General features: G+C 69.4%; 18 protein-coding genes and 1 tRNA gene. 8 read left to right on the plus strand and 11 right to left on the minus strand.

Features of this window, described 5'->3' with window-relative positions:
- Nucleotides 1-7 precede the first annotated feature (7 nt).
- The 4 genes from F9C12_RS13405 to dnaE form a co-directional block, all read right to left on the minus strand.
- Nucleotides 8-1,198 carry a low temperature requirement protein A gene (locus F9C12_RS13405; RefSeq protein ID WP_409466082.1) on the minus strand — a complete coding sequence of 397 codons (1,191 nt, stop codon included), beginning with the start codon at nucleotides 1,196-1,198 and terminating at the stop codon, nucleotides 8-10.
- A gap of 102 nt (nucleotides 1,199-1,300) precedes the next feature.
- Complete coding sequence (locus F9C12_RS13410) at nucleotides 1,301-2,110, minus strand: MerR family transcriptional regulator (RefSeq protein WP_409467004.1); 810 nt, start codon at nucleotides 2,108-2,110, stop codon at nucleotides 1,301-1,303.
- 843 nt (nucleotides 2,111-2,953) lie between these two features.
- Complete coding sequence (locus F9C12_RS13415; protein ID WP_409466083.1) at nucleotides 2,954-4,423, minus strand: MFS transporter; 1,470 nt, start codon at nucleotides 4,421-4,423, stop codon at nucleotides 2,954-2,956.
- Entirely contained in the window at nucleotides 4,423-8,010 is a 3,588-nt protein-coding gene (gene dnaE / locus F9C12_RS13420) for a DNA polymerase III subunit alpha (protein WP_409466084.1), read from the minus strand. The genes F9C12_RS13415 and dnaE overlap by 1 nt, the downstream gene beginning before the upstream one ends.
- Before the next feature lie 399 nt (nucleotides 8,011-8,409).
- Between dnaE and F9C12_RS13425 the strand changes: the two genes are divergently transcribed.
- The 4 genes from F9C12_RS13425 (at nucleotide 8,410) to F9C12_RS13440 (ending at nucleotide 13,304) form a co-directional block, all read left to right on the plus strand.
- Nucleotides 8,410-9,087 carry a FadR/GntR family transcriptional regulator gene (locus tag F9C12_RS13425; RefSeq protein WP_409467005.1) on the plus strand — a complete coding sequence of 226 codons (678 nt, stop codon included), beginning with the start codon at nucleotides 8,410-8,412 and terminating at the stop codon, nucleotides 9,085-9,087.
- Entirely contained in the window at nucleotides 9,084-10,520 is a 1,437-nt protein-coding gene (locus tag F9C12_RS13430; RefSeq protein WP_409182304.1) for an amino acid permease, read from the plus strand. The genes F9C12_RS13425 and F9C12_RS13430 overlap by 4 nt, the downstream gene beginning before the upstream one ends.
- Nucleotides 10,517-11,461 carry an asparaginase gene (locus F9C12_RS13435; RefSeq protein ID WP_409466085.1) on the plus strand — a complete coding sequence of 315 codons (945 nt, stop codon included), beginning with the start codon at nucleotides 10,517-10,519 and terminating at the stop codon, nucleotides 11,459-11,461. The genes F9C12_RS13430 and F9C12_RS13435 overlap by 4 nt, the downstream gene beginning before the upstream one ends.
- A gap of 217 nt (nucleotides 11,462-11,678) precedes the next feature.
- The gene (locus F9C12_RS13440; protein WP_409466086.1) at nucleotides 11,679-13,304 is read left to right on the plus strand and encodes a CocE/NonD family hydrolase; all 1,626 of its coding nucleotides are present in this window, start codon (nucleotides 11,679-11,681) and stop codon (nucleotides 13,302-13,304) included.
- On the opposite strand, the gene F9C12_RS13445 is transcribed toward F9C12_RS13440, so the two are convergent.
- On the minus strand, nucleotides 13,294-14,055 hold the full coding sequence (locus F9C12_RS13445) for a metallophosphoesterase (protein WP_409182307.1): 762 nt from the start codon (nucleotides 14,053-14,055) through the stop codon (nucleotides 13,294-13,296). The two genes, F9C12_RS13440 and F9C12_RS13445, sit on opposite strands and share 11 nt — an antisense overlap.
- 4 nt (nucleotides 14,056-14,059) lie before the next feature.
- Complete coding sequence (locus F9C12_RS13450; protein WP_409466087.1) at nucleotides 14,060-14,674, minus strand: GntR family transcriptional regulator; 615 nt, start codon at nucleotides 14,672-14,674, stop codon at nucleotides 14,060-14,062.
- Between the two features lie 46 nt (nucleotides 14,675-14,720).
- Between F9C12_RS13450 and F9C12_RS13455 the strand changes: the two genes are divergently transcribed.
- A complete protein-coding gene (locus tag F9C12_RS13455; RefSeq protein ID WP_409182309.1) occupies nucleotides 14,721-15,905 on the plus strand; it encodes an aminotransferase class V-fold PLP-dependent enzyme in 1,185 nt (394 codons plus the stop codon).
- 1,154 nt (nucleotides 15,906-17,059) lie between these two features.
- Here F9C12_RS13455 and F9C12_RS13460 read toward each other — a convergent pair.
- From F9C12_RS13460 to F9C12_RS13470, 3 genes are all read right to left on the minus strand, one after another.
- Nucleotides 17,060-17,131, minus strand: a tRNA-Val gene (locus F9C12_RS13460).
- Between the two features lie 42 nt (nucleotides 17,132-17,173).
- The gene (locus F9C12_RS13465) at nucleotides 17,174-17,638 is read right to left on the minus strand and encodes a peroxiredoxin (protein ID WP_409182311.1); all 465 of its coding nucleotides are present in this window, start codon (nucleotides 17,636-17,638) and stop codon (nucleotides 17,174-17,176) included.
- Nucleotides 17,639-17,693: 55 nt separating this feature from the next.
- A complete protein-coding gene (locus tag F9C12_RS13470; RefSeq protein ID WP_009074710.1) occupies nucleotides 17,694-18,128 on the minus strand; it encodes a DUF3052 domain-containing protein in 435 nt (144 codons plus the stop codon).
- A 399-nt stretch (nucleotides 18,129-18,527) separates the two neighbouring features.
- On the opposite strand from F9C12_RS13470, the gene aceE reads away from it, so the two are divergent.
- The 3 genes from aceE (at nucleotide 18,528) to F9C12_RS13485 (ending at nucleotide 22,962) form a co-directional block, all read left to right on the plus strand.
- On the plus strand, nucleotides 18,528-21,323 hold the full coding sequence (gene aceE, locus F9C12_RS13475; RefSeq protein WP_409466088.1) for a pyruvate dehydrogenase (acetyl-transferring), homodimeric type: 2,796 nt from the start codon (nucleotides 18,528-18,530) through the stop codon (nucleotides 21,321-21,323).
- A 105-nt stretch (nucleotides 21,324-21,428) separates the two neighbouring features.
- A complete protein-coding gene (locus F9C12_RS13480; protein ID WP_409182313.1) occupies nucleotides 21,429-22,640 on the plus strand; it encodes an alpha-hydroxy-acid oxidizing protein in 1,212 nt (403 codons plus the stop codon).
- 76 nt (nucleotides 22,641-22,716) lie between these two features.
- Nucleotides 22,717-22,962 (plus strand): hypothetical protein, encoded by a 246-nt coding sequence (locus tag F9C12_RS13485; protein WP_009074705.1) that lies wholly within the window; start codon nucleotides 22,717-22,719, stop codon nucleotides 22,960-22,962.
- A 1-nt stretch (nucleotide 22,963) separates the two neighbouring features.
- Here F9C12_RS13485 and F9C12_RS13490 read toward each other — a convergent pair whose 3' ends face one another.
- Complete coding sequence (locus F9C12_RS13490) at nucleotides 22,964-23,602, minus strand: nicotinamide riboside transporter PnuC (RefSeq protein ID WP_409466089.1); 639 nt, start codon at nucleotides 23,600-23,602, stop codon at nucleotides 22,964-22,966.
- Between the two features lie 349 nt (nucleotides 23,603-23,951).
- Nucleotides 23,952-24,821 (minus strand): mechanosensitive ion channel family protein, encoded by an 870-nt coding sequence (locus F9C12_RS13495; protein ID WP_409466090.1) that lies wholly within the window; start codon nucleotides 24,819-24,821, stop codon nucleotides 23,952-23,954.
- Nucleotides 24,822-25,307 lie beyond the last annotated feature (486 nt).

Consider the following 25,307-nt stretch of genomic DNA (forward strand, 5'->3'; position numbering starts at 1 on the left):
ACCGCGGTCAGCCCGGCTCCCGCTCCCCGTGCGTCGCGATCACGGTTACCCCGACGAGGATCGCCGCGAGGACCGCCGTCACGTGGATCGGCGCCGGGCCGAACGACGCGGCGAGCACGAGCACCGCGGCGACCGGGAAGCCGATCGCGATCGGGCGGCATTCGTTTGTCGGGCCGATGTGCAGCAGCCACACGCTCAGCAGGAAGACCGCGACCGGGATCGTCACGGCCAGCGCGGTCACGATGCCGCTGATGTGCACCTGCCCGCTGTCGAACCCGACCGCCAGCTCCAGCCCGGCGCCGACCGCCGCGGCCGAACCGAAAATCAGGTAGTGCCCGTAGCCCCAGCTCAGCGCGGTCCGCAGCGAGTTTCCGCGTTCGAGCCGGACGTGTCCGGGCTGGTCGAAGTAGAGCCACCACATCGAGAACACCAGGACGAGACCCGCGGCGGCCAGCGACACCAACTCCCCGGTGTGCTCGCCCTCCGCGATCCCCTCCTTCACCGCGTTGGTGGCGCTGAGCACGGTCTCGCCGAGAACGATCAGCGTGAACAGGCCGTATCGCTCGGCGATGTGGTGCGGATGCCACGCGGTGCCCGACTGCCGCTCCGCCAGCACCGGCACCGCCAGTTCCAGGACGACCAGCACGAAGAACCCGATCAACCCCGAGGTCCCGGGCAGCGCGAGCCGGACGATCCACAGGATCTGGCAGAGCGTGATCCCGGCCGCGTAGAAGTACGCGGTCGTGCGACTCTCCGGGGCTTGCCGGGCGGCGCGGAGCCACTGCGTGACCGCGGCCAGGCGCATCAGGACGTACCCGATGACCACGATCGTGAAGTCGCCCTCGAAGGCTTTGTCCACGCCGGCCGCGACGGTCAGGCCGCCGGCGATCTGGACGAGGGTGGCGAGCCGGTACGGCACGTCGTCGGTGTCGAACGCCGACGCGAACCAGCTGAAGTTCAGCCAGCCCCACCAGATCGCGAAGAACACCATCGCGAAGCTGAGCACTCCGTGCCCGACGTGGCCTTCGGACAGCGCGTGGTGCAACTGCGCGCCGGCCTGGCCGACGGCGACCACGAAACACAGGTCGAACAGCAGCTCCAGCGGCGTCGAGACGCGATGTCCTTCGCCGCTGTCGCGCGGTCGCATCGGCCGGTACCACACCCGGATCCGGTTGCCCGGCAACGACTCGTGGGCCATGTGCGCTCCCCTTTCCGCAGAACGCGGCCCATCCCAACATGATCGACGGCCCGGCGCGAGTGCGACGCCCCGAGCAACCGGAACCGGGTGAACGCGGACGCCTCAGCGCAGCCGGACCGCCAGTTCGAAGACCGGATCGTCGAGGTCGGCCTGCCCGGGGTCGCACAGGAAGATCTGCCGGGGTTTCCAGTCGGCCCGCTCGTCGTGGTCGGTCAGCCAGCGGTGCAGCGACTCGGCCCCGAGCGCGGTCAGCATGTTCGCCTTCTGCACGGTGACGTAGGCCTCGCGTCCCGCCTCGTCGGTGCTGCGCGTCATCTCCGGGAGGGCGATCTCCCCGCCTTCGGGGTCGATTGGACAGCAGAACTCGACCAGGCCGTCGCTGTCCTCGCCGATTTCGCCGTGATAGCGCAGGAACGGCCGCCCGGCACTGCCTTCCGGGCGCGGCACCGCCGGCCCGCCGAAGAAGGCGAACAGCGGGGCGGCGAACGCGCCGATCCGGTCGGCGGTCAGATGCTCGGAGGTGGTGAGCAGCGTGCGGGCGGGCACTTCGCGAACGGACACGCCGTACATCGGGGTTTCCTTCCCGGCCAACTGGTCGAGGAAGAACCCGGCGAGTTCCCGCTTGGCGCGCCACTCCCGCTCCCGCTCGTCCCAGTACGCGCGGACCTCGGCCGCCGCGGCTTCCGCCGGCAGGCCGAGGACGGTCCGGATCCGCGGCAGCGGCATCCCGATCCGGCGCAGCTGGACGACGCGGCGCGCCCGGCCGAGCTGGTCCGGCGAGTACCAGCGGTGGCCGGTGTCCGGGTCGACGCGGGCGGGCGGCAGCAGGTCCATCTCGTCGTACAGCCGCAGCGCCTTGGGCGAAAGGCGGGCCAGGTGCGCGAACGCGCCGATGGCCAGCAGGTCCGTTATGGGTCCTCCCTCGTTCGGAACGGCCTGAGCGTGGGGCCGGTCCCCGGGGGAAGGTCAAGCGGACGCGGGGCCGCGAGTGAGATCGGGTCGGACGGGGAACGAGCGGGGCCGGGTCGGAGGGGGAAACGAGCGAGGGCGGACCGAACGCAGACCGAGCGAGGCCGGGCGGATGAGGGAAACGAGCGAGATCGGGCCAGGCGGGAACGAGCGGCGCTAGACAGGGGACGAACCAGACCGGACCGGACGAGAAACGAACGAGGCCAGGCCAGACGGAAAAGGAGCGATGCCGGACCGGATGAGAAACGAGCGAGATCCGGCCAGGCGGGGAACCAGCGGCGCTAGACAGGGGACGAACGAGACCGGACCGGACGAGGAACGCACGACACCAGGCCAGACGGAGAAGGAGTGAGGCCGGGCTGGATGGGGGACGAGCGACGCCGGACCGGACGGGAAGCGAGCCGGGAAAGGGCGGGCGGGCCCGGTTCCCCCTCGCCCGGGCCCGCCCCGTTGCCTTCGCGCGCACTCGGCCGACCACTCCGGGCAGTGCCCCGGCGATTCGCCGTACGGTCCCCCGCGGACGCCGACGAATTTCGTACCGGGATGCGACTCCGGGTGTCCATTCCCCGGAACTTCGGACTCCCGGGCCGCTCGGCCGATCGACCCATCCCCGGTCGATCGAACGAATTGCCACTGTAGGTAGCCAAAGTGTCGTTCTGAAGGCTCCATAAGGTCTACTCGGTTGCTCTGAGTAGCACTAGGGCCGAAGGTCACCTGTCACCCGGATGGAGTATCACCTGGTGGCGGTAAGTAGCTCACCGGATAGGGAGCATCACCGTGGCGAGGTCACGTTCGGTGAATATTCGCGGCGGACTGCGCAGCTTGCTGGTCCTCCGTCAGGATGGCACGCCGTCGGCGGGCGCGGAGTTCTAGGGTCGCGAAAGCCAGCGCGACCAGCGTCAAGCCGGCCGCGCAGCACATCGCCGCGGTGAGCGCGGTCTGGTGCCCGGACGTCGCGACAACCGATTCGAAGACCGACGCCAGCACGGCCGTGCCGATCGCGGTGCCGATCCGCTGGCCGGTCTGCAGTGCTCCCCCGGCGACGCCGGCCAGCCGGTTCGGCACGCATTCGAGCGTGAGCGTCGTGTTCGGCGAGATCACCATCCCGCCGCCGATCCCGCCGATCAGCAGCGGGCCGGCCACCGCGAACCCGGCGGCCGACGGCGGCACCAGCTGCACGACCAATCCCACCGACAGCAGCGAGAGCGCGACGATGCTCAGGCCCATGACCGTCAGCTTCCGGCCGAACCGGGCCACGAGCCGTCCGGCGACCGCCGCCGTCACGGCCGAACTCAGCGCGAACGGCGTGACGGCCAGCCCCGACTGCAGCGGCGTGTATCCGAGCCCCTGCTGGAAGAACAGCGCGAACACCAGCCAGATCCCGGCGAATCCGCAGAAGTACAGCGCGCCGACCGCCGCGCCGCTCGCGTAGCCCGGAGTGCCGGTGAAGAGCCGGATGTCCAGCAGCGGCGGCCGGTTCCTTCGCGCGACGCGCCGTTCCCACCACACGAAGGCCGCGCCGAAGACGATCGCCGCCCCGAACAGCCACCAGAGCCTGCCGAGCCCGCCCCGTTCGGATTGCACGAGCGGCAGCAGCACGCCCAGCACCGCGACGGCCAGCAGCACGATCCCGACGAAGTCGATTTCCGTGCGCACCCGGAGTTTCCGCCGGTCCGTGCGAGGCAGCAGCTTCATCGCGAGCCCGAACGCGAGCACGCCGATCGGCACGTTCACGTAGAACACCCACCGCCAGCCGTCCGGGTCGCCGAACAGCGCGAGGATCACGCCGCCGAGCACCGGCCCGACCGCGGTGGAGATGCCGACGACCGCACCGAACATGCCGAACGCCCGCCCGCGTTCGGCGCCGCGGAACAGGTCCTGGATCAGGCCGCTGTTCTGCGGCGTCAGCATGCCCGCGGCACAGCCCTGGGCGAGCCGGGCGGCGACGAGCGTCGCCGGGTCGGGGGCCGCTCCGGCGAGCGCGCTCGTCGCGACGAACGCGGCCAGCGCGATCAGGAACATCCGGCGCCGGCCCAGCGCGTCGCCGAGCCTGCCGCCGGTGACCAGGACCAGGCCGAAGGCGAGCGCGTAGCCCGAGACCACCCACTGGACGGTGCCCGCGCCGGTGTTCAGGTCGCGCTGGATCGAGGGCAGAGCCGTGTTCACGATGCTGACGTCCAGCAGCGTCATGAACCCGGCGGTGAGAGTGACCGCGAGCGCCCGCCAGCGGCGGGGATCCGGCTCCGCCCCGCTCATCAGGTGTTGGCGGTGATCCCAGGGATGCCCTTGAGCTCACCGATGAGCATCGAACTGACCTTCACCGGGTAATCGTAAAGCGCGAACACCGTCTGGTTCTTGCCGACGAGCTTGAGGTGCACCGGCGTATCGCCCTTGTGCGCCAGCAGCGTCGACTTCAGCTCGCTGACCACCGCGTGGTCGATTTTCTCGGCGGCGGCCAGCAGCACCAGCGGCGGTTCCTCGTCGCCGTTGCCGACCTCGGAGAGGTCCAGCGGCACGAGCCCGCCGCCGAACACCGACATCTTGTCCTCGCGCCAGTTGACCCGGCCCTTCACCAGCACCGCGTTGTCCTCGACCAGGTCCGCGGCGAACATCGAGTACGCCTTGGCGAAGAACAGCACCTCGATCGAGGCGTCCATGTCCTCGACGGTGCAGATCGCCCAGGGCTCGCCCTTTTTGTTGACCCGGCGTTCGAGCGAGGTGAGCAGGCCGGAGATGACGACCTCGCCCTCCTTCGGCGGATCGGCGAGCAGCGCGGCGATCGGCTTCGGCGCGTGCTTGCGCAGAATGCGCTCGGCCCCGTCGAGCGGATGCGCCGACACGTACAGGCCCAGCATTTCGCGTTCGTAGGCGAGGAGCTGCTTGCGCGGGTACTCCTCCTCTCCGAACTTGAGGTGCGCGAGCGGCGAGGACGACGGCGCCGCCTCGGCCGCGTCGTCGTCGCCGCCGAACGACCCGAAGAGGTCGAATTGGCCCATCGCTTCCTGGCGTTTGAGCGGGACGACGGCTTCCACCGCATCCTCGTGCACCTGGATCATCGACAGCCGCGTGTGCCCCATCGAATCGAACGCGCCCGCCTTGATCAGCGATTCGATCACCCGCTTGTTGCAGGCCACCAGCTCCGACTTGTCCAGGAAATCGGTGAACGAGGAGTACTTGCCCTTCTCCTCGCGCGTCTTGATGATCGACTCCACCACGTTCGCGCCCACGTTGCGCACCGCGCCCAGGCCGAACCGGATGTCGTTCCCGACGGCCGCGAACCGCAGAGCCGACTCGTTCACGTCCGGCGGCAGCACCTTGATCCCCAGCCGGCGGCACTCCGACAGATAGATCGCCGACTTGTCCTTGTTGTCGCCCACCGACGTGAGCAGCGCGGCCATGTACTCCGCGGTGTAGTTCGCCTTCAGGTAGGCGGTCCAGTACGCGATCAGGCCGTACGCGGCGGCGTGCGACTTGTTGAACGCGTACCCGGCGAACGGGAGGATCGTGTCCCACAGGGCCTTGACCGCTTCCGGCGAGAAACCGCCCTCGACCAGCGGGCTGGACCGCATGCCCTCTTCGAAGCCCTCGTACTCCTTCTCGAGGACTTCCTTCTTCTTCTTGCCCATCGCGCGGCGGAGCGTGTCCGCTCGGCCCATCGTGTAGCCCGCGACCTTCTGGGCGATCTGCATGATCTGCTCTTGGTAGACGATCAGGCCGTAGGTCTCGGACAGGATCTCCCGCAGCGGTTCCTCCAGCTGCGGGTGGATGGGCTTGATCTGCTGCCGGTTGTTCTTGCGGTCGGCGTAGTCGTTGTGCGCGTTCATGCCCATCGGGCCGGGCCGGTACAGCGCGAGCACCGCGATGATGTCCTCGAACCCGGTCGGCTGCATGCGCCGCAGCAGGTCGCGCATCGCGCCGCCGTCGAGCTGGAACACGCCGAGCGTGTCGCCCCGGCCGAGGAGCTTGTACGCCTCGGGGTCGTCGAAGCCGAGCCGGTCGAGGTCGATCTCCTCGCCGCGGTTGGCCTTGATGTTGTCCAGCGCGTCGCCGATGACGGTCAGGTTGCGCAGGCCGAGGAAGTCCATCTTCAGCAGGCCGATGGCCTCGCACGACGGGTAGTCCCAGCCGGTGATGATCGAGCCGTCGTCGCGCTGCCACACCGGGATCGCGTCGGTGAGCGGCTCGCTCGACATGATCACCGCGCAGGCGTGCACGCCGGCGTTGCGGATCAGGCCTTCGAGGCCGCGCGCGGTCTCGAAGATGGTCTTGCACTCTTCGTCGGTCTCGACGAGCGTGCGGACCTCCGCGGCCTCGGCGTAGCGCTCGTGCTTCGAGTCGACGATGCCGGACAGCGGGATGTCCTTCGCCATGATCGGCGGCGGCAGCGCCTTCGAGATCTTGTCCGCGATCGAGTAGCCCGGCTGGCCGAAGTGCACGCGGGCGGAGTCCTTGATCGCCGCCTTGGTCTTAATCGTGCCGAAGGTGATCACCTGCGCGACCCGGTCCGCGCCGTACTTCTCGGTGGCGTACCGGATCATCTCGCCGCGCCGGCGGTCGTCGAAGTCGATGTCGATATCGGGCATCGACATGCGCTCCGGGTTCAGGAACCGCTCGAACAGCAGCTTCTGCGGGATCGGGTCGAGGTTCGTGATGCCGAGCGCGTACGCGACGAGCGCGCCCGCCGCGGAACCACGGCCGGGGCCGACCAGGATGCCGACCTCCCGCGCGTGCTGGATCAAGTCGGCGACGATCAGGAAGTAGGCCGGGAAGCCCTTGCCCTCGATGACGTTGAGTTCGTAGTCGCAGCGTTCCTCGTAGCCGTCCGGGATGCCGTCCGGGAACCGCCATTTGAGCCCCTCGGCGACCTGGTGGCGCAGCCAGGAGGCTTCGGTGTGGCCCTCGGGGACGTCGAAGACCGGCATCCGGTCCTTGTGCGCGTACACGTCCTCATACGACTCCACCCGCTCCGCGATCAGCAGCGTGTTGTCCGCCGCCCCCGGGACCTCCCTGTCCCAGTACTCGCGCATCTCCTCCGCCGACTTCAGGAAATAACCGTCCCCGTCGAACTTGAACCGCGTCGGATCGTTCAGCGTCTTCCCCGCCTGCACGCACAACAACGCCGAATGCGTGTCCGCCTGGTCCTTCGTCACATAATGCGAATCGTTCGTCGCCAGCGGCGGCAGGTCCAGCAGCCTCCCGATCTCCAGCAGCCCCTCCCGCACCGACCGCTCGATCGGCAGCCCGTGGTCCATCAGCTCCAGATAGAAATTCCCCGCGCCGAAAATGTCCTTGTAATCCGAGGCCGCCTGGATCGCCGCCTCCCGCTGCCCCAGCCGCAACCGCGTCTGCACCTCGCCCGACGGACACCCCGTCGTCGCGATGATCCCCTCCGCGTTCTCCGCGATCAGCTCCCGATCCATCCGCGGCTTGCGGTAATACCCCTGAATCGACGCCAGCGACGACAGCTTGAACAGATTCCGCAACCCCGTCGCGTTCCCCGCCACCATCGTCATGTGCGTATACGCGCCGCCGCCCGACACGTCGCCGCCCTCGCCGAACTCGTCCGACCCCCGCTGCGACGCCTGCCCCCAGAACACCGGCTTCTTGTGAAACCGCGACTCCGGCGCCACATACGCCTCGATCCCGATAATCGGCTTGATCCCGTGCTTCTTCGACGTCTGATAAAACTCGTCCCCGCCGTACATGTTCCCGTGATCGGTCATCCCCACCGCGGGCATCCCCAACCGAGCAGCCTCCGCGAACAACGGGCCGATCTTCGCCGCACCGTCCAGCATCGAATACTCGGTGTGGACGTGCAGGTGGACGAAAGAATCGTTCGACACCAGCGAAAACCTCCCCTAGGCAGACGGCTTCCCGGCTCCGGTCGACGCGGCGGGCCCGGGCTGTCCACCCTAGTCCGCCGCGGTCCGGCCGTTCCGTCTGGATCCTCTCTCTTCCGTAGGCCGAGCGCGCCCGCGACGCGCCGGGACGCGTTCGGCGTGGTGATCGCCGGTGCGCCCCTCAAGTACCCGGACACGGTCGCACCCGGCACCGACAAAAACCGGGCGCCGGGAGCGGGGTCGCGAAGAGTCACCCGGGAGCGTGAACGCGTGAACCAAGCCACAACCGCCGAGCAAGGGGCCGGGGCAGCGCTTGACAGCGGCCGGGCCGGACCCGACGATCCGTCCGTGCACCTGTCTGACAGCCGGGCAGCCGGACCGCTCCCCCGGCGCGTCAGCGCGATGGAGGCCGTCCTCGGCCATCTGCGGCAGGCGATCGAGCGCGGCGAGTACGCGGTCGGCGACCAGCTGCCGTCGGAGGCCGCGCTGAGCAGGGAGTTCGGCTTCAGCCGCTCGGTCGTGCGCGAGGCGCTGCGCGGGCTGCAGGCGCTCGGGCTGACCGAATCGCGCACCGGCCGCGGCACGTTCGTCACCGCGAGCGGCCCGCCGGAGAACCTTACGTTCGGCGACTACTCGGCCCGCGACCTGGTCGAGGTGCGCAGGCACGTCGAGGTCCCGGTGGCCGCGTTCGCCGCGCGCCGCCGCGACGCCGGCCAGCTCGCCCTGCTGCGCGACCTGGTCGACCGGATGGACGCCGAGACCGGGGACGCCGCGTGGGTGGCGCTCGACTCACAGTTTCACGTCACGATCGCACGGGCATCAGGCAATCCGGTGTTCGCGAAGGTGATCGAAGAGATCCGCGACGCGCTGGCCCGCCAGTCGGCGTTCCTGAACCAGCTCGGCGGGCGGCGGCCGCAGTCGAACGTCGAGCACCGGCGCATCGTCACGGCGATCGCCGAGTGCGAAGAAGATGCGGCCGCGGCCGCGATGACCGAGCATCTCGATCACGTCGAGAAGACCCTGACCACGATCGTCCGACCGGCGCGCGCCGGCGAAGCAGAAACAGGTACCACCGCGTGACTGAAGAAACCTTGCCCGCGACTGCCGAGGCGGGCCCCGCCGACGCGGGCGACGCCGGATACCGCAAGGCGCTGAAATCCCGGCACATCAACATGATCGCCATCGGCGGCGCGATCGGCACCGGCCTGTTCCTCGGCGCGGGCGGACGGCTCGCCCAGGCCGGTCCGGCGCTCGCGATCGTGTACGCGGTGTGCGGGCTCTTCGCATTCTTTGTGGTGCGCTCGCTCGGCGAACTGATCCTGCACCGGCCGTCGTCCGGCGCGTTCGTGTCGTACGCGCGCGAGTTCATGGGCGAGAAGGGCGCGTACGTCGCCGGCTGGATGCACTTCCTCAACTGGTCGACGACCGGCATCGCGGACATCACCGCCATCGCGCTGTACGCGCACTTCTGGTCGTTCTTCACGCCGATCCCGCAGTGGGTGCTGGCGCTGATCGCGCTGGCGGTCGTGCTGTCGCTGAACCTCGTGTCGGTGAAGCTGTTCGGCGAGATGGAATTCTGGTTCTCGATCGTCAAGGTCGCCGCGCTGGTGCTGTTCCTGATCGTCGGCATCTTCCTGCTGGTGACGCAGCATCCGATCGACGGCCACGTGCCCGGTCCGCAGCTGATCGCCGACCACGGCGGCGTGTTCCCGGCGGGGATCGTGCCGATGATCCTGATCGTGCAGGGCGTGGTGTTCGCCTACGCGTCGTGCGAGCTGGTCGGCGTCGCGGCGGGCGAGACGGAGAACCCGAAGAAGATCGTGCCCAAGGCGGTCAACTCGATCATGTGGCGGATCGCGCTGTTCTACGTCGGCTCGGTCGTGCTGCTGGCGATGCTGCTGCCGTGGGACGCCTATTCCGCCGGCCAGAGCCCGTTCGTCACCGTGCTGGCGAAACTGGGCGTGCCCGGCGCGGACAGCATCATGAACCTGGTCGTGCTGACCGCCGCGCTGTCGAGCCTCAACTCGGGGCTGTACTCGACCGGGCGAATCCTGCGCTCGATGTCGCTGGCCGGGTCGGCGCCGAAGTTCACCGGCGTGATGAACCGCAACCAGGTGCCCTACGGCGGGATCCTGCTCACGTCGTCGGTGTGCGTCGTCGGCGTCGGGCTGAACTACGTGGTGCCGAAGGACGCGTTCGAGATCGTGCTGAACTTCGCCGCCGTCGGCATCCTCGGCACGTGGGCGATCATCGTGCTCAGCCACCTGCTTTTCGTGCGCAAGGCCAAGCGCGGCGAGGTGACCCGGCCGCATTTCCGTCTGCCGTTCTCGCCCTACACCGAGATCGCGACGCTCGCCTTCCTCGCCGCGGTCGTCGTGCTGATGGGCTTCGACAAGACCGGCCGGATCACCTTGCTGGCGCTGCCGGTGATCCTGGTCGCGCTGGTGGTCGGCTGGTTCGTCGTGCGCAAGCGGATCGACATGAGCGCGTTCGACAAGGCGGAAGCGTCATGATCCCGCAGGAACGCGAACCGCGGCACGTCCCCCTGGTCCACCTCCTGCGAGACGGCATGGTCGAGGGCGTCCACCACGGTTCGGTCGTCGTGCTCGCCCCCGACGGCTCGACCTTGTTCGAGGCAGGCGACCCTGATGTCGCGATGTACCCGCGCTCGACGGCGAAACCGTTGCAAGCCACCGCGATGGCCCGGCTCGGACTGCGCCTGGACCCCTCCGGCTTCGCCATCGCCGCAGCCAGCCACTCCGGCGAACCCCGGCATCTAGAAGCAGCCAAAGCGATTTTGGACAGCCGCGGCTTCACCGAAGCCGCCTTGGGCAACCCCGCCGACCTGCCGTACGACCCGGAAGAACGGGACGCCTGGATCGCCGCGGGACAAAAACCGTCGAAGCTCGCGCACAACTGCTCCGGCAAGCACGCCGCGATGCTGGCCGTCTGCCGGGAACAGCAGTGGGACATCGACGACTACCTCGACCCAGCACACCCGCTGCAGCTCGCGATCCGGGAAACCGTGGAGGAACTGACCGGACAACCCGTGCCGCGAGTGGCCACGGACGGCTGCGGCGCACCCCTGTTCGCACTCTCTCTGCGAGGCTTGGCGCGCGCAGCTTCGCGAATCGCCACCGCACCGGAAGGATCGCCGGAATCGTTGGTGGCCAACGGAATTCGGCAGCATCCAGACCTGGTGGCAGGAACCCGACGCGACGTCACCCGCCTGATGCAGGCAATACCGGGACTCATCGCGAAGGACGGCTTCGAAGCAGTCCAACTAGCCGCACTGCCGAACGGAACCGCAGTGGCCCTGAAGATCGCCGACGGCAGCGACCGAGCCCGCCCCGCAGTACTCACCGCGGCACTCGCACGAACAGGCATCGACAAGGACCTGCTGACCCCCTTCACCAACCCGACCCTCCGAATAACAGCACCACTAGCCGCCTAACCGCACCGCTGCACCCAAAAAGCGAGGCACCCAGCCCCTCCCCCGCACCCCGATACGAAGCCTCCCTGCGGTTCGGGGGTGCTTGTCAAGGCATCTTTCCCGCCTTGACAAGCACCCCCGAACCGTCAGCACAATCAAGCTTCGGGGTGCCCCACGCACCCCCGCAGCAATGTCGCCGCCAGGCGACGAGCCGCCCCCCGAGCGTAAATTCGATCACGTGCTGAACCGAATCGTCGACCGACTGCTCGGTCTCCCGCCCGCCGAATCCCCCGCCCCCGTCGCCGCCAAGAACCTCCGCGTCCCCATGCGAGACGGCACCCACCTCCTAGCCGACCGCTACGCCCCTCCCGGCCAGCACACCGGCCCCGTAGTCCTCATCCGCACCCCCTACGGCCGCACCGGCCCGCTGGCCAAGCTCTTCGGCGAAACCTTCGCCCGCCACGGCCTGCAAACCGTCGTCCAAAGCACCCGGGGCACCTTCGGCTCCGAAGGCGAATTCCGCCCGTTCCACACCGAACGCGAGGACGGAATCGCCACCGCCGAGTGGCTGCGCGAACAACCCTGGTGCGACGGCCGCATCGCGATGGCCGGCGCGAGCTACCTCGGCCACACCCAGTGGGCGGTCGGCCCGTACCTGGACCCGCCGCTGGAGGCCATGTGCCTCGCCATCACCGCGTCGGAATTCGTCAGCACGTTTTACCCGGGCGGGGTCCTCGCGGCGGACAACATGGTGTCCTGGTCGGCCCTGATCGGGAAGCAGGAGGAGCGGTTCGCCGCGCTGCCGAACCCGCTGCAGACGCGGCGCACGCGCAACGCGATGGCGACCCTGCCGATCGCGGGCGCGGACGTGGCGGCGATCGGCAAGCCGGTGCAGTTCCTGCAGGACGTCACCGCGCACGCGGAGCCGGACGACGATTTCTGGCAGATGTCCGACCACAGCGCGGAAGTCGCGAAGCTCGAGGTGCCGGTCAGCATGGTCACCGGCTGGTACGACCTGTTCGTCCGCGCGCAGCTGCGGGACTTCCGCACGCTGCAGGACGCCGGACGGTCGCCGCGGATCACCGTCGGTCCGTGGTCGCACGGCGAACCGGCCAGCTTGCGCACGATGGTCCAGGATCAGCTCGGCTTCCTGCGCGCGCATCTCGCCGGCGACCGCACCCAGCTCCAGCGCTCCCCGGTGCGGATTTTCCTGCAGAAGGCGGCCACTTGGCTCGATTTCGACCACTGGCCGCCCGCTGCCGAACCCACGCACGCGCACCTGCGGCCGGTCGGCGGCCTCGGCGAAACGGTGCCCGGCGAGGCCCGGCCCACGTCGTTCACCTACGACCCGGCCGACCCGACCCCGGCCGTCGGCGGGCCGTTGCTGATGGGAAAGAGCAAGCAGCGCGACAATTCCGCGGTCGAGGCGCGCGACGACGTGCTGGTGTTCACCGGCGAGCCGCTGGTGCACGACGTCGACGTGATCGGCGACGTGTCCGCCACCGTGTTCGTGCGGACCGAACTGGCGCACGCCGACGTGTACGTGCGGCTGTGCGACGTCGACCCCGGCGGCATTTCTCGCAACGTCACCGACGGGATCCTGCGGCTGCGTCCGGGCAAGCCGGAAGCCGACGCCGACGGCGTGGTGCGGGCCGAGGTGGAACTCGATCCGACCGCGTACCGCTTCCGTCGCGGGCACCGGTTGCGCGTGCAGGTCGCGGGTGGCGCGTTCCCCCGGTTCGCGCGCAATCACGGTACGGGGGAACGGGTTTCGTCCGCCGTGCGCGGCATGCCGAACCGGTTCGAGGTGTTCCACGACGAGACCCGGCCGTCGCGCGTGACGCTGCCGGTCTTTACGGGGTGACCGCGCGCTGATGCGTCGTCAGCCTGCCGTCGTCGTGCAGCACGTGCAGCAGGAGCGACGGCGGGCTGGCGAAGTTCAGCGGCCCGCCTTCGTCCCAGCCGCGGCTCGCGCCGGGTTCCACCGGCAGCAGTGATCCGGACACCACGCCCGGCGCGATCCGCACCGGCACGCCCGCGAACTCCGTCGCCGCGCCGGTGTGCACGTGTCCGCACAGCAGCGCCGCCACGCCGGGATGCCGCTTCAGCACGGCGGCGAGCCGGTCTTCGCCGGTCTGCCGGATCGCGTCCACCAGCGGCACGCCGACGTCGAGCGGCGGGTGGTGGAACGCGACGAACGACGGACCGTCGTGACCGGCGAGCGTCTCGTCCAGCCAGGCGAGCGTCTCGTCGGCGAGGTAGCCCGCGCCTTTGCCCGGGATCGTCGAATCACACGACACGAGCAGCACCTCGGCCACCTTCGTCGCGGTGTTCACCGGGGCGTCGCTGGCAGGTTCGCCCAGCAGCGCCTCGCGAAACGGCGCGCGCACGTCGTGGTTTCCCGGGCAGACCACTACCGGCACCGGAAGGTCCAGCAATTCGGCCGCGCGACGGTACTCCTCGGGCAGGCCGTGATCGGCGAGGTCGCCGGTGGCGAACACGGCGTCGACCGGCTTTTCGAGGTTTCGCAGGTACCGCGTCACCGCGGCGGCCCGTGCGTCGGCGCGCTCGCTGCCGTCGAGGTGGATGTCGGACAAATGCGCGAAGACCCGCACCGGATCAGCTCCCCTTCAAGTACGTCAACGCTTTCACCCAGTTCCGGACCAGCAGTTCGGACGCGCGGGGCAAGTCGCCCGCCCGCAGCGCCGCCGCGATCTCGCGGTGCTCGGCCACGCTCTCCGCCACCCGGTCCCGCCCGCCGAAGTATGCCGTCTCGTAGCGCTTGAGCAACGGTTTCGTCTGCTCGATCAAGCGCAGCAGATGCGGGTTGTCGCAGCGGGACGTGAGCAGCGCGTGCCAGCGGTCGTCCGCCGCGGGCAGATCGGCGGAATCCGCTGTCTCGTCGGAAATCCGGTCGAGCGCGTCCGGCAGCGAGGCGAGTTCGAGCGGCGACGTCCAGCGCAGCGCGAGCGCTTCCAGTTCGGCGACCAGCGGATACAGCTGGCGCGCCTCCTGCGGGTCGAACGGCGCGACCAGGAATCCCCGCCCCGGCGCGGCGACCAGGAGCCCGCGGTCGGCGAGGCCGATCAGCGCCTCGCGCAGCGGCGTCCGGGACACGCCCAGCTCGTTCGCCAGATGGACCTCGTTGATCCGGGTGTCCGCGGGAAGCCGCCCGTCGAGTACGCGCGCGGTGATCTCTTCGAGAAGTTCACCGCGCATGAGTCTCTTGACCATGCCGGCGAGTATTGCACACAGTTCACCCATACTGTATTCAGTTCATATGGCCAGCACTTTCGATGTCGACCGCGCAAGGCGCGAAACGCCTGGGTGCGTCGGAGTCACGCACTTCAACAACGCCGGGTCCGCCCTCCCGCCCGCGCGCGTCACCGACACCGTGATCGATTACCTGCGCACCGAATCCCTGCTCGGCGGCTACGAAGCGGCAGAGCAGGCGAAGGACCGCCTCGACGGCGTGTACGCCTCGGTCGCGCGCTTGCTCAACGCCGCTCCGGACGACATCGCGCTCAGCGACAACGCGACCCGCTCGTGGCAGGCGATCTTCTACGCGCTGCCGTTCGGACCGGGCGACCGGATCCTCACCGCGGGTGCCGAATACGCCAGCAACGCCATCGCCTACCTCCAGATCGCCCGCCGCACCGGCGCGACCGTCGAGGTCGTGGACAACGACGAAACCGGGCAACTCGACGTCAACGACCTGCGCCGCCGGATCGACTCCGACGTCAAGCTCATCGCGGTCACGCACGTGCCCACGCAAGGCGGCCTGGTGAACCCCGCCGAGGAAATCGGTGCCGTCGCGCGCGAGGCAGGCATCCCGTTCCTGCTCGACGCGTGCCAGTCGGCCGGGCAGCTGGACCTCGACGTCGAACGCATCGGCTGCGACGCACTGACCTCCACCGGCCGCAAGTACCTGCGCGGCCCGCGCGGCACCGGCTTCCTGTACGTGCACCCGCGCCTGCGAGACCGCCTCGAACCGGCGATGCTCGACCTGCACTCGGCCAAGTGGACCTCCCCCGCCGAGTACGTCGTCGACCCGACCGCGAAGCGCTTCGAGGTGTGGGAACGCGATTACGCCGCCGTGCTCGGCCTCGGCGCGGCAGTGGACTACGCGCTGGAGTGGGGCCTGCCCGCGATCGAAGAACGCGTCACCGCCCTCGCCGCGACCCTGCGCTCCCGCCTCGCCGAACTGGACCGCGTCACCGTGCACGACGCGGGCGCGCGCAAGTGCGGCCTGGTGACGTTCAGCGTCGACGGAGTGCCCGCGGACGACATCAAGGACCGGCTGAACGCGGCGAAGATCAACACGAGCGTCGCGCACGCGTCGTCGGCGCAGTACGACTTCACCGCCCGCCGCCTCCCGGACCTGGTCCGCGCGTCGGTGCACTACTACAACACGGAGGAGGAAATCGACCGGCTGACCGCGGAGGTCGCCGCGCTCGCGCGGTGAGCCGAGATCACCCGTTTGGCGCAGTATCCAGCACCGCCGAAGCCGCCTCTTGTCTCGCGTACACCCGCGGAGTGCGCTGCGGCCGGGCCTGTCGAGGGGGCAGGCCCGACGGGGCAGGGGGAGAAAAGAGAAGGCCTCCTGGGCCGGGATTGATGGGGGAACCCGGCCCAGGGGGCCTTCTCTGGTGTTCGGGGCAGGCCGGGAGACGAGCGGCGCTGTCTTTCGGCGGCAGCTACGCGGAAGACGTCAGCCGGAGGCGGTTCCGCGCGAGCGGGGTCAGCCGCGGCTGGTGTGGTCCTTGTCGATGTGCGGCCTTGGCCAAGCCCCGGCCGTCGACGTCCTCCTCGAGGACCGCGGGATACGTGAACGCCTCGCTCTGCATTCGTGGCGCGCAAGGCGAATTGCGTCGTCAGGGACGCACGCTGCAGCGCCTCGACGCAGAGTGGCCGCGAGCCGCAAGGTCGCGAACGGGTTTTCGACCACGTTCAGCACGTGCGTATGCAGAATCCGTTCCATGTCGTAGCCGTTGCGGGCGTAAAAGTGCGCGTACGGCAGAGCCCGATGATCCCTGGCCCGCATATAGGTCGGGATCATCGTCTTGTCGAAATCGACCGGGCCGGGGTTCCCCGCTCGCTTGTGTATTTCGTGGGTGTGCACGTAAAGCCCGGCGGCAGGGAAATCCGGAGATGATAGTTTTCGCATTTGTACATCAGCGGGGTGGTCGGGGTGATCCGGGAAACTGCCCCTATCTGAACCCGGATTTCCGCCGCCCAGTTCTGCCGCCGTCCGTTCTCGGTCTTGACCGCTTCCGACCCGTGCAGCGCCGTGGTGCGGCTGTTTTCGAATCGACTGTCACCTCGAGCCCGTCCAGCAGCAAGCCTTTCGGGAAGTCGGCCACCGGCACCAGCAGCGGGCCCTTCGCCGGCACTTCGCGATCCGGATGTCCTTGGTGACGGAATGCTTCGCCACCGGACCGTCGGTCAGGATCTCCTCGGTGATGCGCTGCCTGTGCTAGTCGGCACGGGCTCGAACGCCATTACGCCGGGCTTTACCGTTCGGAACAGCTTCGGGACGGCCCGGGCGCGGAAACGGACCGGACAACGCAAAGACCCCATCCGGTGAAGACTTCACCGGATGGGGCCGATCGGCGACGGTGGGCGCAGCAGGGATCGAACCTGCGACCGCTCGGGTGTAAACCGAGTGCTCTCCCGCTGAGCTATGCGCCCGCGCGCCGGAGCGGGAAACCCCGCCCCGGCGGACGAAACCGGTCAGGCGGTCAGTTCCTCGACCGCCTTCTTCCACCCCGACTGGTCGCGCGCCTCGCCCGGCGCGTTGACCTCGGCGAAGCGGACCACGCCTTCGGTGTCGATCAGGAAGGTGCCGCGCACGGCGAGTCCCGCCTGGTCGTTGAACACCCCGTACTTCTGCGCCACCTCGCCGTGCGGCCAGAAGTCCGACAGCAGCGGGAACTGGTAGCCCTCCTGCTCGGCCCACGCCTTGAGCGAGAACGGCGTGTCGACCGAGACGCCCAGGACCTGGACGCCCTTGCCGTCGTAGTCGCCGAACTCGTCGCGCAGCTGGCACAGTTCGCCGGTGCAGATCCCGCTGAAGGCGAACGGGTAGAACACCAGCAGCACCGGCTTGTCGCCCTTGAACTGCGACAGCGTGACCGGCTGCTTGTTGTAGTCGTTGAGCGTGAAGTCAGGGGCCTGCGAACCGACCTCGACGGCCATACCGGCGATTCCTCTCCAGAGCGAACACGAGCGTGCCGCCCACCCTATCGCGGCCTCAGCGCTGCTTGGCCTTCGAGGACTTCGGCGACACCAGCCGGGTGCCCAGCCAGCCGGGGCCCACGCTGATGTTCGCCGTCTGGGCGAGCCCGACCTGGGGCACCGCCTCGGCGATGTCGCTGGGCTCGACGTGCCCGGGCTGCCCGGTCTTCGGGGTCAGCACCCAGATCACGCCGTTCTCGTCCAGCGGACCACGCGCGTCGACCAGCGCGTCCCCGAGGTCTCCGTCGTTGTCGCGCCACCACAGCAGCACAACGTCGATGACCTCCTGCGCGTCTTCGTCGAGGAGCTCACCGCCGATGGTTTCCTCGATCGCCGCGCGGACGTCGTCGTCGACGTCCTCGTCCCAGCCGATCTCCTGGACCACCATGTCCGGCTTGATGCCAAGGCTCTCGGCGACGCCGGCGTTGCCTGCGTCTCCCGCGGCGACCACTGCTTCCACTCCTCCAACTACGACGGAGCGCGGCGGTAGGTCCGCCGCACTCGGATACTCGGTTGTCGAACAGCGAACACTGACGCGGCGCTGCGCGCAACCGTCCACACCGGATCTTTGGCAAGTCGTGTCTGCAGCGTAGGGGCCCGCCGCCCCCGTGCCCGACTCCGGGTGGCACTCAGTACCCCACCACTGCGAAGCCCTCCCCGGGAGCCTCCTTTAGGGTGGAGGAGAGAAAACGCGCGCGCGATACACCGTGCGCGGGGAGTGGCGACACTCGGGCGGCCGATGTTACCGGGCAGTACAGGTGACGGGAACCCCAACCGGGACGACCATGGACGTCGGCGAGCACTCCCGCCCACCAGCTACAACGGCTACAACCAGCTACAAGGAGACCCCTTGGCCCCGCAGAACGACGGCGCCTCCGGCAAGGAGACCCCGGCTCGCGTACGCGTCATCCGTGACGGACTCGCGGCGCATCTTCCCGACATCGACCCGGAAGAGACCAGCGAATGGCTGGACTCCTTCGACGAGGCGCTGGCGCGAGGGGGCCAGCAGCGGGCCAGGTACCTGATGCTGCGCATCCTCGAGCGCGCCCGGGAGCGCAACGTCGGCGTCCCGGCGCTCACGTCCACCGACTACGTGAACACGATCCCCACCGAGAACGAACCGTGGTTCCCGGGCGACGAGGAGATCGAGCGCCGCTACCGCCGCTACATCCGCTGGAACGCGGCGATCATGGTGCACCGCGCGCAGCGGCCGGGCGTCGGCGTCGGCGGCCACATCTCCACCTACGCCTCGTCGGCGGCGCTGTACGAGGTCGGCTTCAACCACTTCTTCCGCGGCAAGGACCACTCCGGCGGCGGCGACCAGGTGTTCTTCCAGGGCCACGCCTCCCCCGGCATGTACGCCCGCGCGTTCCTCGAGGGCCGCCTCACCGAGCAGCAGCTCGACGGGTTCCGCCAGGAGTACAGCCACGCCGGCGAGGGCGGCGGCCTGCCGTCCTACCCGCACCCGCGGCTGATGCCGGAGTTCTGGGAGAACCCGACGGTGTCGATGGGCCTCGGCCCGATGAACGCGATCTACCAGGCGCGGTTCAACCGCTACCTGCGCGACCGCGGCATCAAGGACACCTCCGACCAGCACGTCTGGGCGTTCCTCGGCGACGGCGAGATGGACGAGGCCGAATCGCGCGGCCTGATCCACGTGGCCGCGGGCGAGGGACTGGACAACCTGACCTTCGTGATCAACTGCAACCTGCAGCGGCTCGACGGCCCGGTGCGCGGCAACGGCAAGATCATCCAGGAGCTCGAGGCGTACTTCCGCGGCGCGGGCTGGAACGTGATCAAGGTCATCTGGGGCCGCGAGTGGGACTCGCTGCTGCACGCCGACCGCGACGGCGCGCTGGTCAACCTGATGAACGTCACGCCGGACGGCGACTACCAGACGTACAAGGCCAACGACGGCGCCTTCGTCCGGGAGCACTTCTTCGGCCGCGACCCGCGGACGAAGGACCTGGTCAAGGACCTCACCGACCAGGAGATCTGGAACCTCAAGCGCGGCGGCCACGACTACCGCAAGGTGTACGCGGCGTACAAGGCGGCCATGGAGCACTCCGGCCAGCCGACGGTGATCCTGGCGCACACGATCAAGGGCTACGGCCTCGGCCCGGCGTTCGAGGGCCGCAACGCCACGCACCAGATGAAGAAGCTCACCCTCGACGACCTGAAGCTGTTCCGCGACACCCAGCGGATCCCGATCAGCGACGAGGAGCTCGAGCGCGACCCGAAGCTGCCGCCGTACTACCACCCGGGCCCGGATTCGCCGGAGATCGAGTACATGCGCGGCCGCCGCAAGGCGCTGGGCGGATTCCTGCCGGAGCGGCGCCCGAAGGCCGCCAAGGCGCTCGTGCTGCCCGGCGACAAGGTCTACGAGGGCGTCCGCAAGGGCTCGGGCAAGCAGGAGGTCGCCACCACGATGGCGATCGTCCGGCTCATCCGCGAGCTGGCGAAGGACTCGGAGATCGGCAAGCGGATCGTCCCGATCATCCCGGACGAGGCGCGCACGTTCGGCCTCGACTCGATGTTCCCGACCGCCAAGATCTACAACCCGCACGGCCAGACCTACACCTCGGTCGACGCGAGCCTGATGCTGGCGTACAAGGAGTCCGAGAAGGGCCAGCTGCTGCACGAGGGCATCAACGAGGCGGGTTCCACCGCGTCGTTCACCGCCGTCGGCACGTCGTACGCGACGCACGGCGAGCCGATGATCCCGATCTACATCTTCTACTCGATGTTCGGGTTCCAGCGCACCGGCGACGGCCTGTACGCGGCGGCGGACCAGATGGCCCGCGGCTTCGTGCTCGGCGCCACCGCCGGCCGCACCACGCTGACCGGCGAGGGCCTGCAGCACGCGGACGGGCACTCGCTGCTGCTGGCGGCGACGAACCCGGCCGTGATGGCCTACGATCCGGCGTACTCGTTCGAGATCGCGCACATCGTCAAGGACGGCCTCCGCCGGATGTACGGCGAGACCGGCCCGGACGGCAACGGCGAGAACATCTTCTACTACATCACCATCTACAACGAGCCCTACCAGCAGCCGGCCGAGCCGGAGAACCTGGACGTCGACGGCGTCCTGAAGGGCCTCTACCGGTACTCCGACGCGCCCGAGGGCGACGGCCCGGAGGTCCAGGTGCTGGTTTCCGGCGTCACGATGCCGGACGCGCTCAAGGCGCAGAAGATGCTGGCCGAGGAGTGGGGCGTGCGGGCCGCGGTGTGGTCGGCGACGTCGTGGGGCGAACTGCGCCGCGAAGCGGTCGAGATCGACCACGAGAACCTGCTGCACCCGGACCGGACGCCGCGGGTTCCCTACGTCACGCAGAAGCTGTCCGAGGTCTCCGGCCCGGTCGTGGCGGTGTCGGACTGGATGCGCGCGGTGCCGGACCTGATCCGCCCGTGGGTGCCCACCGACATGCTCACGCTCGGCACCGACGGGTTCGGCTTCTCCGACACCCGCCCGGCCGCGCGGCGCAAGTTCCTGGTGGACGCCGAGTCGATCACCGTCGGCGCGCTGTCGGCGCTCGCCAAGCGCGGCGAGTTCGACCAGGCGAAGGTCGCCGAGGCGGCGCGCCGCTACCGGCTCGACGACGTCGCGGCCGCCGGGCCGCAGACGTCCGACTCCGGCAACGCGTGACCACTGCTTGACGCCAGAGGCCCCTCCGGGACAGTGTTCCGGAGGGGCCTCTGCCTTAAGGTAGACATCGGATGTATCCGATGTCCTGACGAAAGGTGGTCGAGCGTGACCCAGCGGCGCCTGCCCCGGCCCAGCGAGCTCAAAGAGATCCTGCGGCCGAAGCCGATCGTGCTCAACCCGACCGACCGGCGGCTCGCCGCCGCGCACACGATCGCCGACCTCCGGATGATCGCGCGCAAGCGCACCCCGCGCGCCGCGTTCGACTACACCGACGGCGCGGCCGAGCTCGAGGACAGCCTGCGCCGCGCCCGGCAGGCCTACCGGCGGGTGGAATTCCGGCCCAACGTGCTGCGCGGAGTGTCCGATGTGGACACCAGCAGGGAGATTCTCGGGAAGCGCTCGGCGCTGCCGTTCGCGTTCGCGCCCACCGGGTTCACGCGGATGATGCAGACCGAGGGCGAGAGCGCGGTGGCCAGGGTGGCGCAGCGCAACAACCTGCCGATGGCGCTCTCGACGATGGGCACCACGTCGATCGAGGACCTCGCGGCGGCCGCGCCGGACGCCCGCAAATGGTTCCAGCTGTACGTGTGGCGCGACCACGGCGCGGGCGAAGATCTGATGAATCGCGCGTGGGAGAGCGGATACGACACGCTCCTGCTGACCGTCGACACCCCGGTCGCGGGCCAGCGGCTGCGCGACGTCCGCAACGGTCTCACCATCCCGCCGGCGATCACGCTGAAGACGTTCGTGGACGGCGCGATGCACCCGGCGTGGTGGTTCAACCTGCTCACCACCGAGCCGCTGAACTTCGCTTCGCTCAACCGGTTCGGCGGCACCGTCGCGGAACTGCTGGACAAGCTTTTCGACCCGACGCTGAACTTCGACGACCTCGACTGGGTGCGCCAGACCTGGCCGGGCAAGCTCGTGATCAAGGGCGTGCAGAACGTCGACGACGCCCGGGACGTGGTGAAACACGGCGCGGACGCGGTGCTGCTGTCCAACCACGGCGGCCGTCAGCTCGACCGCGCTCCGACGCCGCTCGAGCTGCTGCCCGCGACGCTGGACGAGATCCAGGACAGCGCCGAGGTGTGGGTCGACACCGGCATCCTGTCCGGCGGCGACATCGTGGCCGCGCTGGCCCGCGGCGCGAACGCGGTGCTGATCGGCCGCGCGTTCCTGTACGGCCTGATGGCGGGCGGCGAACGCGGCGTGCAGCGTTGCGTGGACATCCTGCGCACCGAGATGGTCCGCACGATGCAGTTGCTCGGGGTCCGGCGGGTGGACGACCTGCGCCCGACCCACGCGACGCTCCGGTGAGCGTCAGTTCGGCGTAATCCGGTATCCAGTGACGGACATCACGCCTCCTGCCTTCGGAGCATCCGAGGGAGGGACCATGTCCGTCACGCTGAACCGCCGCGCACTGGCGATGCTGCGCGCGATCGCCGCCGGCCGAGCCGAACTCACCCGCAGCTGCGAACCGGACCTGAGGGTCGACGGCCTGCCCTGCTGCGACCAGACGACCGCGCACGACCTCGTCCGGGAGGGCCTGGTCCGCCCGGCGTCGGCGCTGGGCGGCGCGGTCGGGCAGTGGACCCCGGCCGAGCTGACCCCGGACGGGCAGCTCGCGCTCGGCGCCTGAATCAGCGCGCCGCGGCGACGGCCTTCTCGGCGGCCGCCGCGGTGCGCGCCGAGCGGTTCCAGGTGACCCAGCCGTGGACGACCAGCGCGGCGAAGACCAGGTAGATCGCGGCCGAGAAGTACAGCCCGGAGCTGATCTGCAGCGGCACGCCGATCGCGTCGACCACCAGCCACACGCCCCAGAACTCCACGAGCCCGACGCCCTGCGCGGCGAACGCGACCAGCGTCCCGACGAAAATCGCGGCGTCCGGCCACGGCGCCCACGAAGCGTCGAGCGCCTGGAGCGTCAGCGCCATCGCGACCGTGCCCAGCGCGAACGCGCCGAGCATCACGGCCCGCTCGGTCCAGCGGCCCTTGCGCACGACGACGCCGTACACCGGGTCGGTCCGGCGATTCCAGGCCCACCAGCCGTACAGCGAAATGAGCAGGATCGCGACCTGCCGCCCGGCGAGCCCGCCGAGATGCGCGGAGGCGTAAACGGAGAAGAGCAGGACGGTCGCGCCGACCTGCACCGGCCAAGTCCACAGCATCCGCCGCTGCGCGAGGAACACGACCGCGAGCGCGAACAGCTGCCCGGCCAGCTCGGCGATCGAGATCCACTGGCCGAACACGGTCACGCCGTGGTGCAACAGGAAGTCCACGTCGGCACCCCTTCCGATCTACGCCTCCCAACATGCAGCACGGAGCCGCCATTCCCGGGCCGATGTGAGACTGCAGACAGTCCCGCTCAGTGGACGCCGGGGCCGGACGCGGCGGAGGCCCGGCGCCGAGGTGGCGCCGGGCCTCCGTCCCGGGCAAGCCCCGCGTACGCGAGGCAGACCGAAGGGGCCGCGCTGCCGAAGCAACGCGGCCCCTGGCCCCGATCCGCGGATCGGGAACGACCGTCAGCGAAGCGGCCGACCGGGCTCGAATCCGGTCAGCGGCACGGCCCCGGCGCGGGCCCGCGGATCAGCTCGCCGCCCGCGGATCGCCCTTCCCGCCGGTACTGCCTCAGCGCTCCACGCGCCCGAACCCGGCAGGCGGGGTCGGCGGCTCCGGCGGCCGGCCGCCGTCCGCGGGCATCTGGCGGGTCTGCTCGCCGGGCTGCGGAAGGCTGCCCGACTGCGACTGCGGGTAGGCCTGCGTCCGGGTCTGCCCGGCCTGCGCGTGCTGGCCGCTCACCTGGCCCGGCTCCCGCGAGCCGCCGCCGGAGCCCGAGCCGAGCTGGCCCTGCAGGTTGGCCAGCCAGCCGTCCCACCGCTGCTGGGCCGGTTTGATCAGGCCGCCGCCGAAGCCGACCACGATCACGCCGCCCGCGGTCGCCAGCACCGCGATCAGCAGCGGGCCGGTCACCGAGGTCGCGATGTTGACCTGGCCCAGCGCCGCGATGATGCCGAACGCCATCACCAGCCAGTAGGCGATCGTGCTCAGCAGCCGCCCGGCCGGACGGCCCGACAGCGCGCCGGCGACGACGTCCCGCACGACCTTCGCGATCGCCGCGGCCACGATGATCAGCACCACCGCGACCAGGATCCTCGGCAGGAACGCGATGATGTCGTTCAGCAGCTGGCTTACCGGGTTCGACTGCCCGAACACCCCGAACGCCAGCTGCAGCGCGATCAGCAGAATGAAGTAGTAGACGAGTTTCACGAGCACCGTGGTGGCGTCGAGATTCGCGCCCTTCACCATTCCGGTCAGCCCGGTCTTCTCCACCAGCCGCGTGAAACCGAGTTTTCCGAGAACGAGCCCGAGGGCTTTGGACACGGCTTTCGCGATGAGCCAGCCGATCAAGAGGATGATCAGAAAACCCACGAGTTTCGGGACGAACGTGGCCACCAGATTCCAGGCCTGTCCGAGTCCGTCCTTGAGTTGTTCACCCACGCTGGCTCCCTTCGCCGCGGTTCGACGTGGATTCCGGCGCCGTCCTTCTCGCACCGGGTCGCAGGACAGGTACCCACTGCACCCGGGTGCTGTGCACCACGATCGAGTGAGACGACTGGCGCGAGAAGATCAATCGCCGCCATACTTGTCGTACCGGTGGGGACCGGGGAGACGAGGCCGCTCGGCGCAGCGAAAACCGCAAGCGCCGAGCGGCCTCGAACATTTCCGGCTCTTTATCGCCGCTCACCAGCCCTTCCGAGGCGAATGCGGTTCGGGTTTTCTCCGCCGTTCATCTGGCCTTCATGTTCGCCCCGATTGCCGGGCCGCCGGCGGATTTGCGCGCCGACCTGGGCGAGGCCGCGAAGATGTCCGGACGGGAATCCCGCCGAGGCGCGGTCTGTGCGGTGCGAATTCACGGTGCCGGGCAGCCCGCGACGGCGAATTGCGCGGATCTTCCCGCGCGGCTCCGGATAACTGCGAAGCGCC

Source organism: Amycolatopsis sp. GA6-003 (assembly GCF_046267895.1).
Lineage (GTDB): Bacteria > Actinomycetota > Actinomycetes > Mycobacteriales > Pseudonocardiaceae > Amycolatopsis.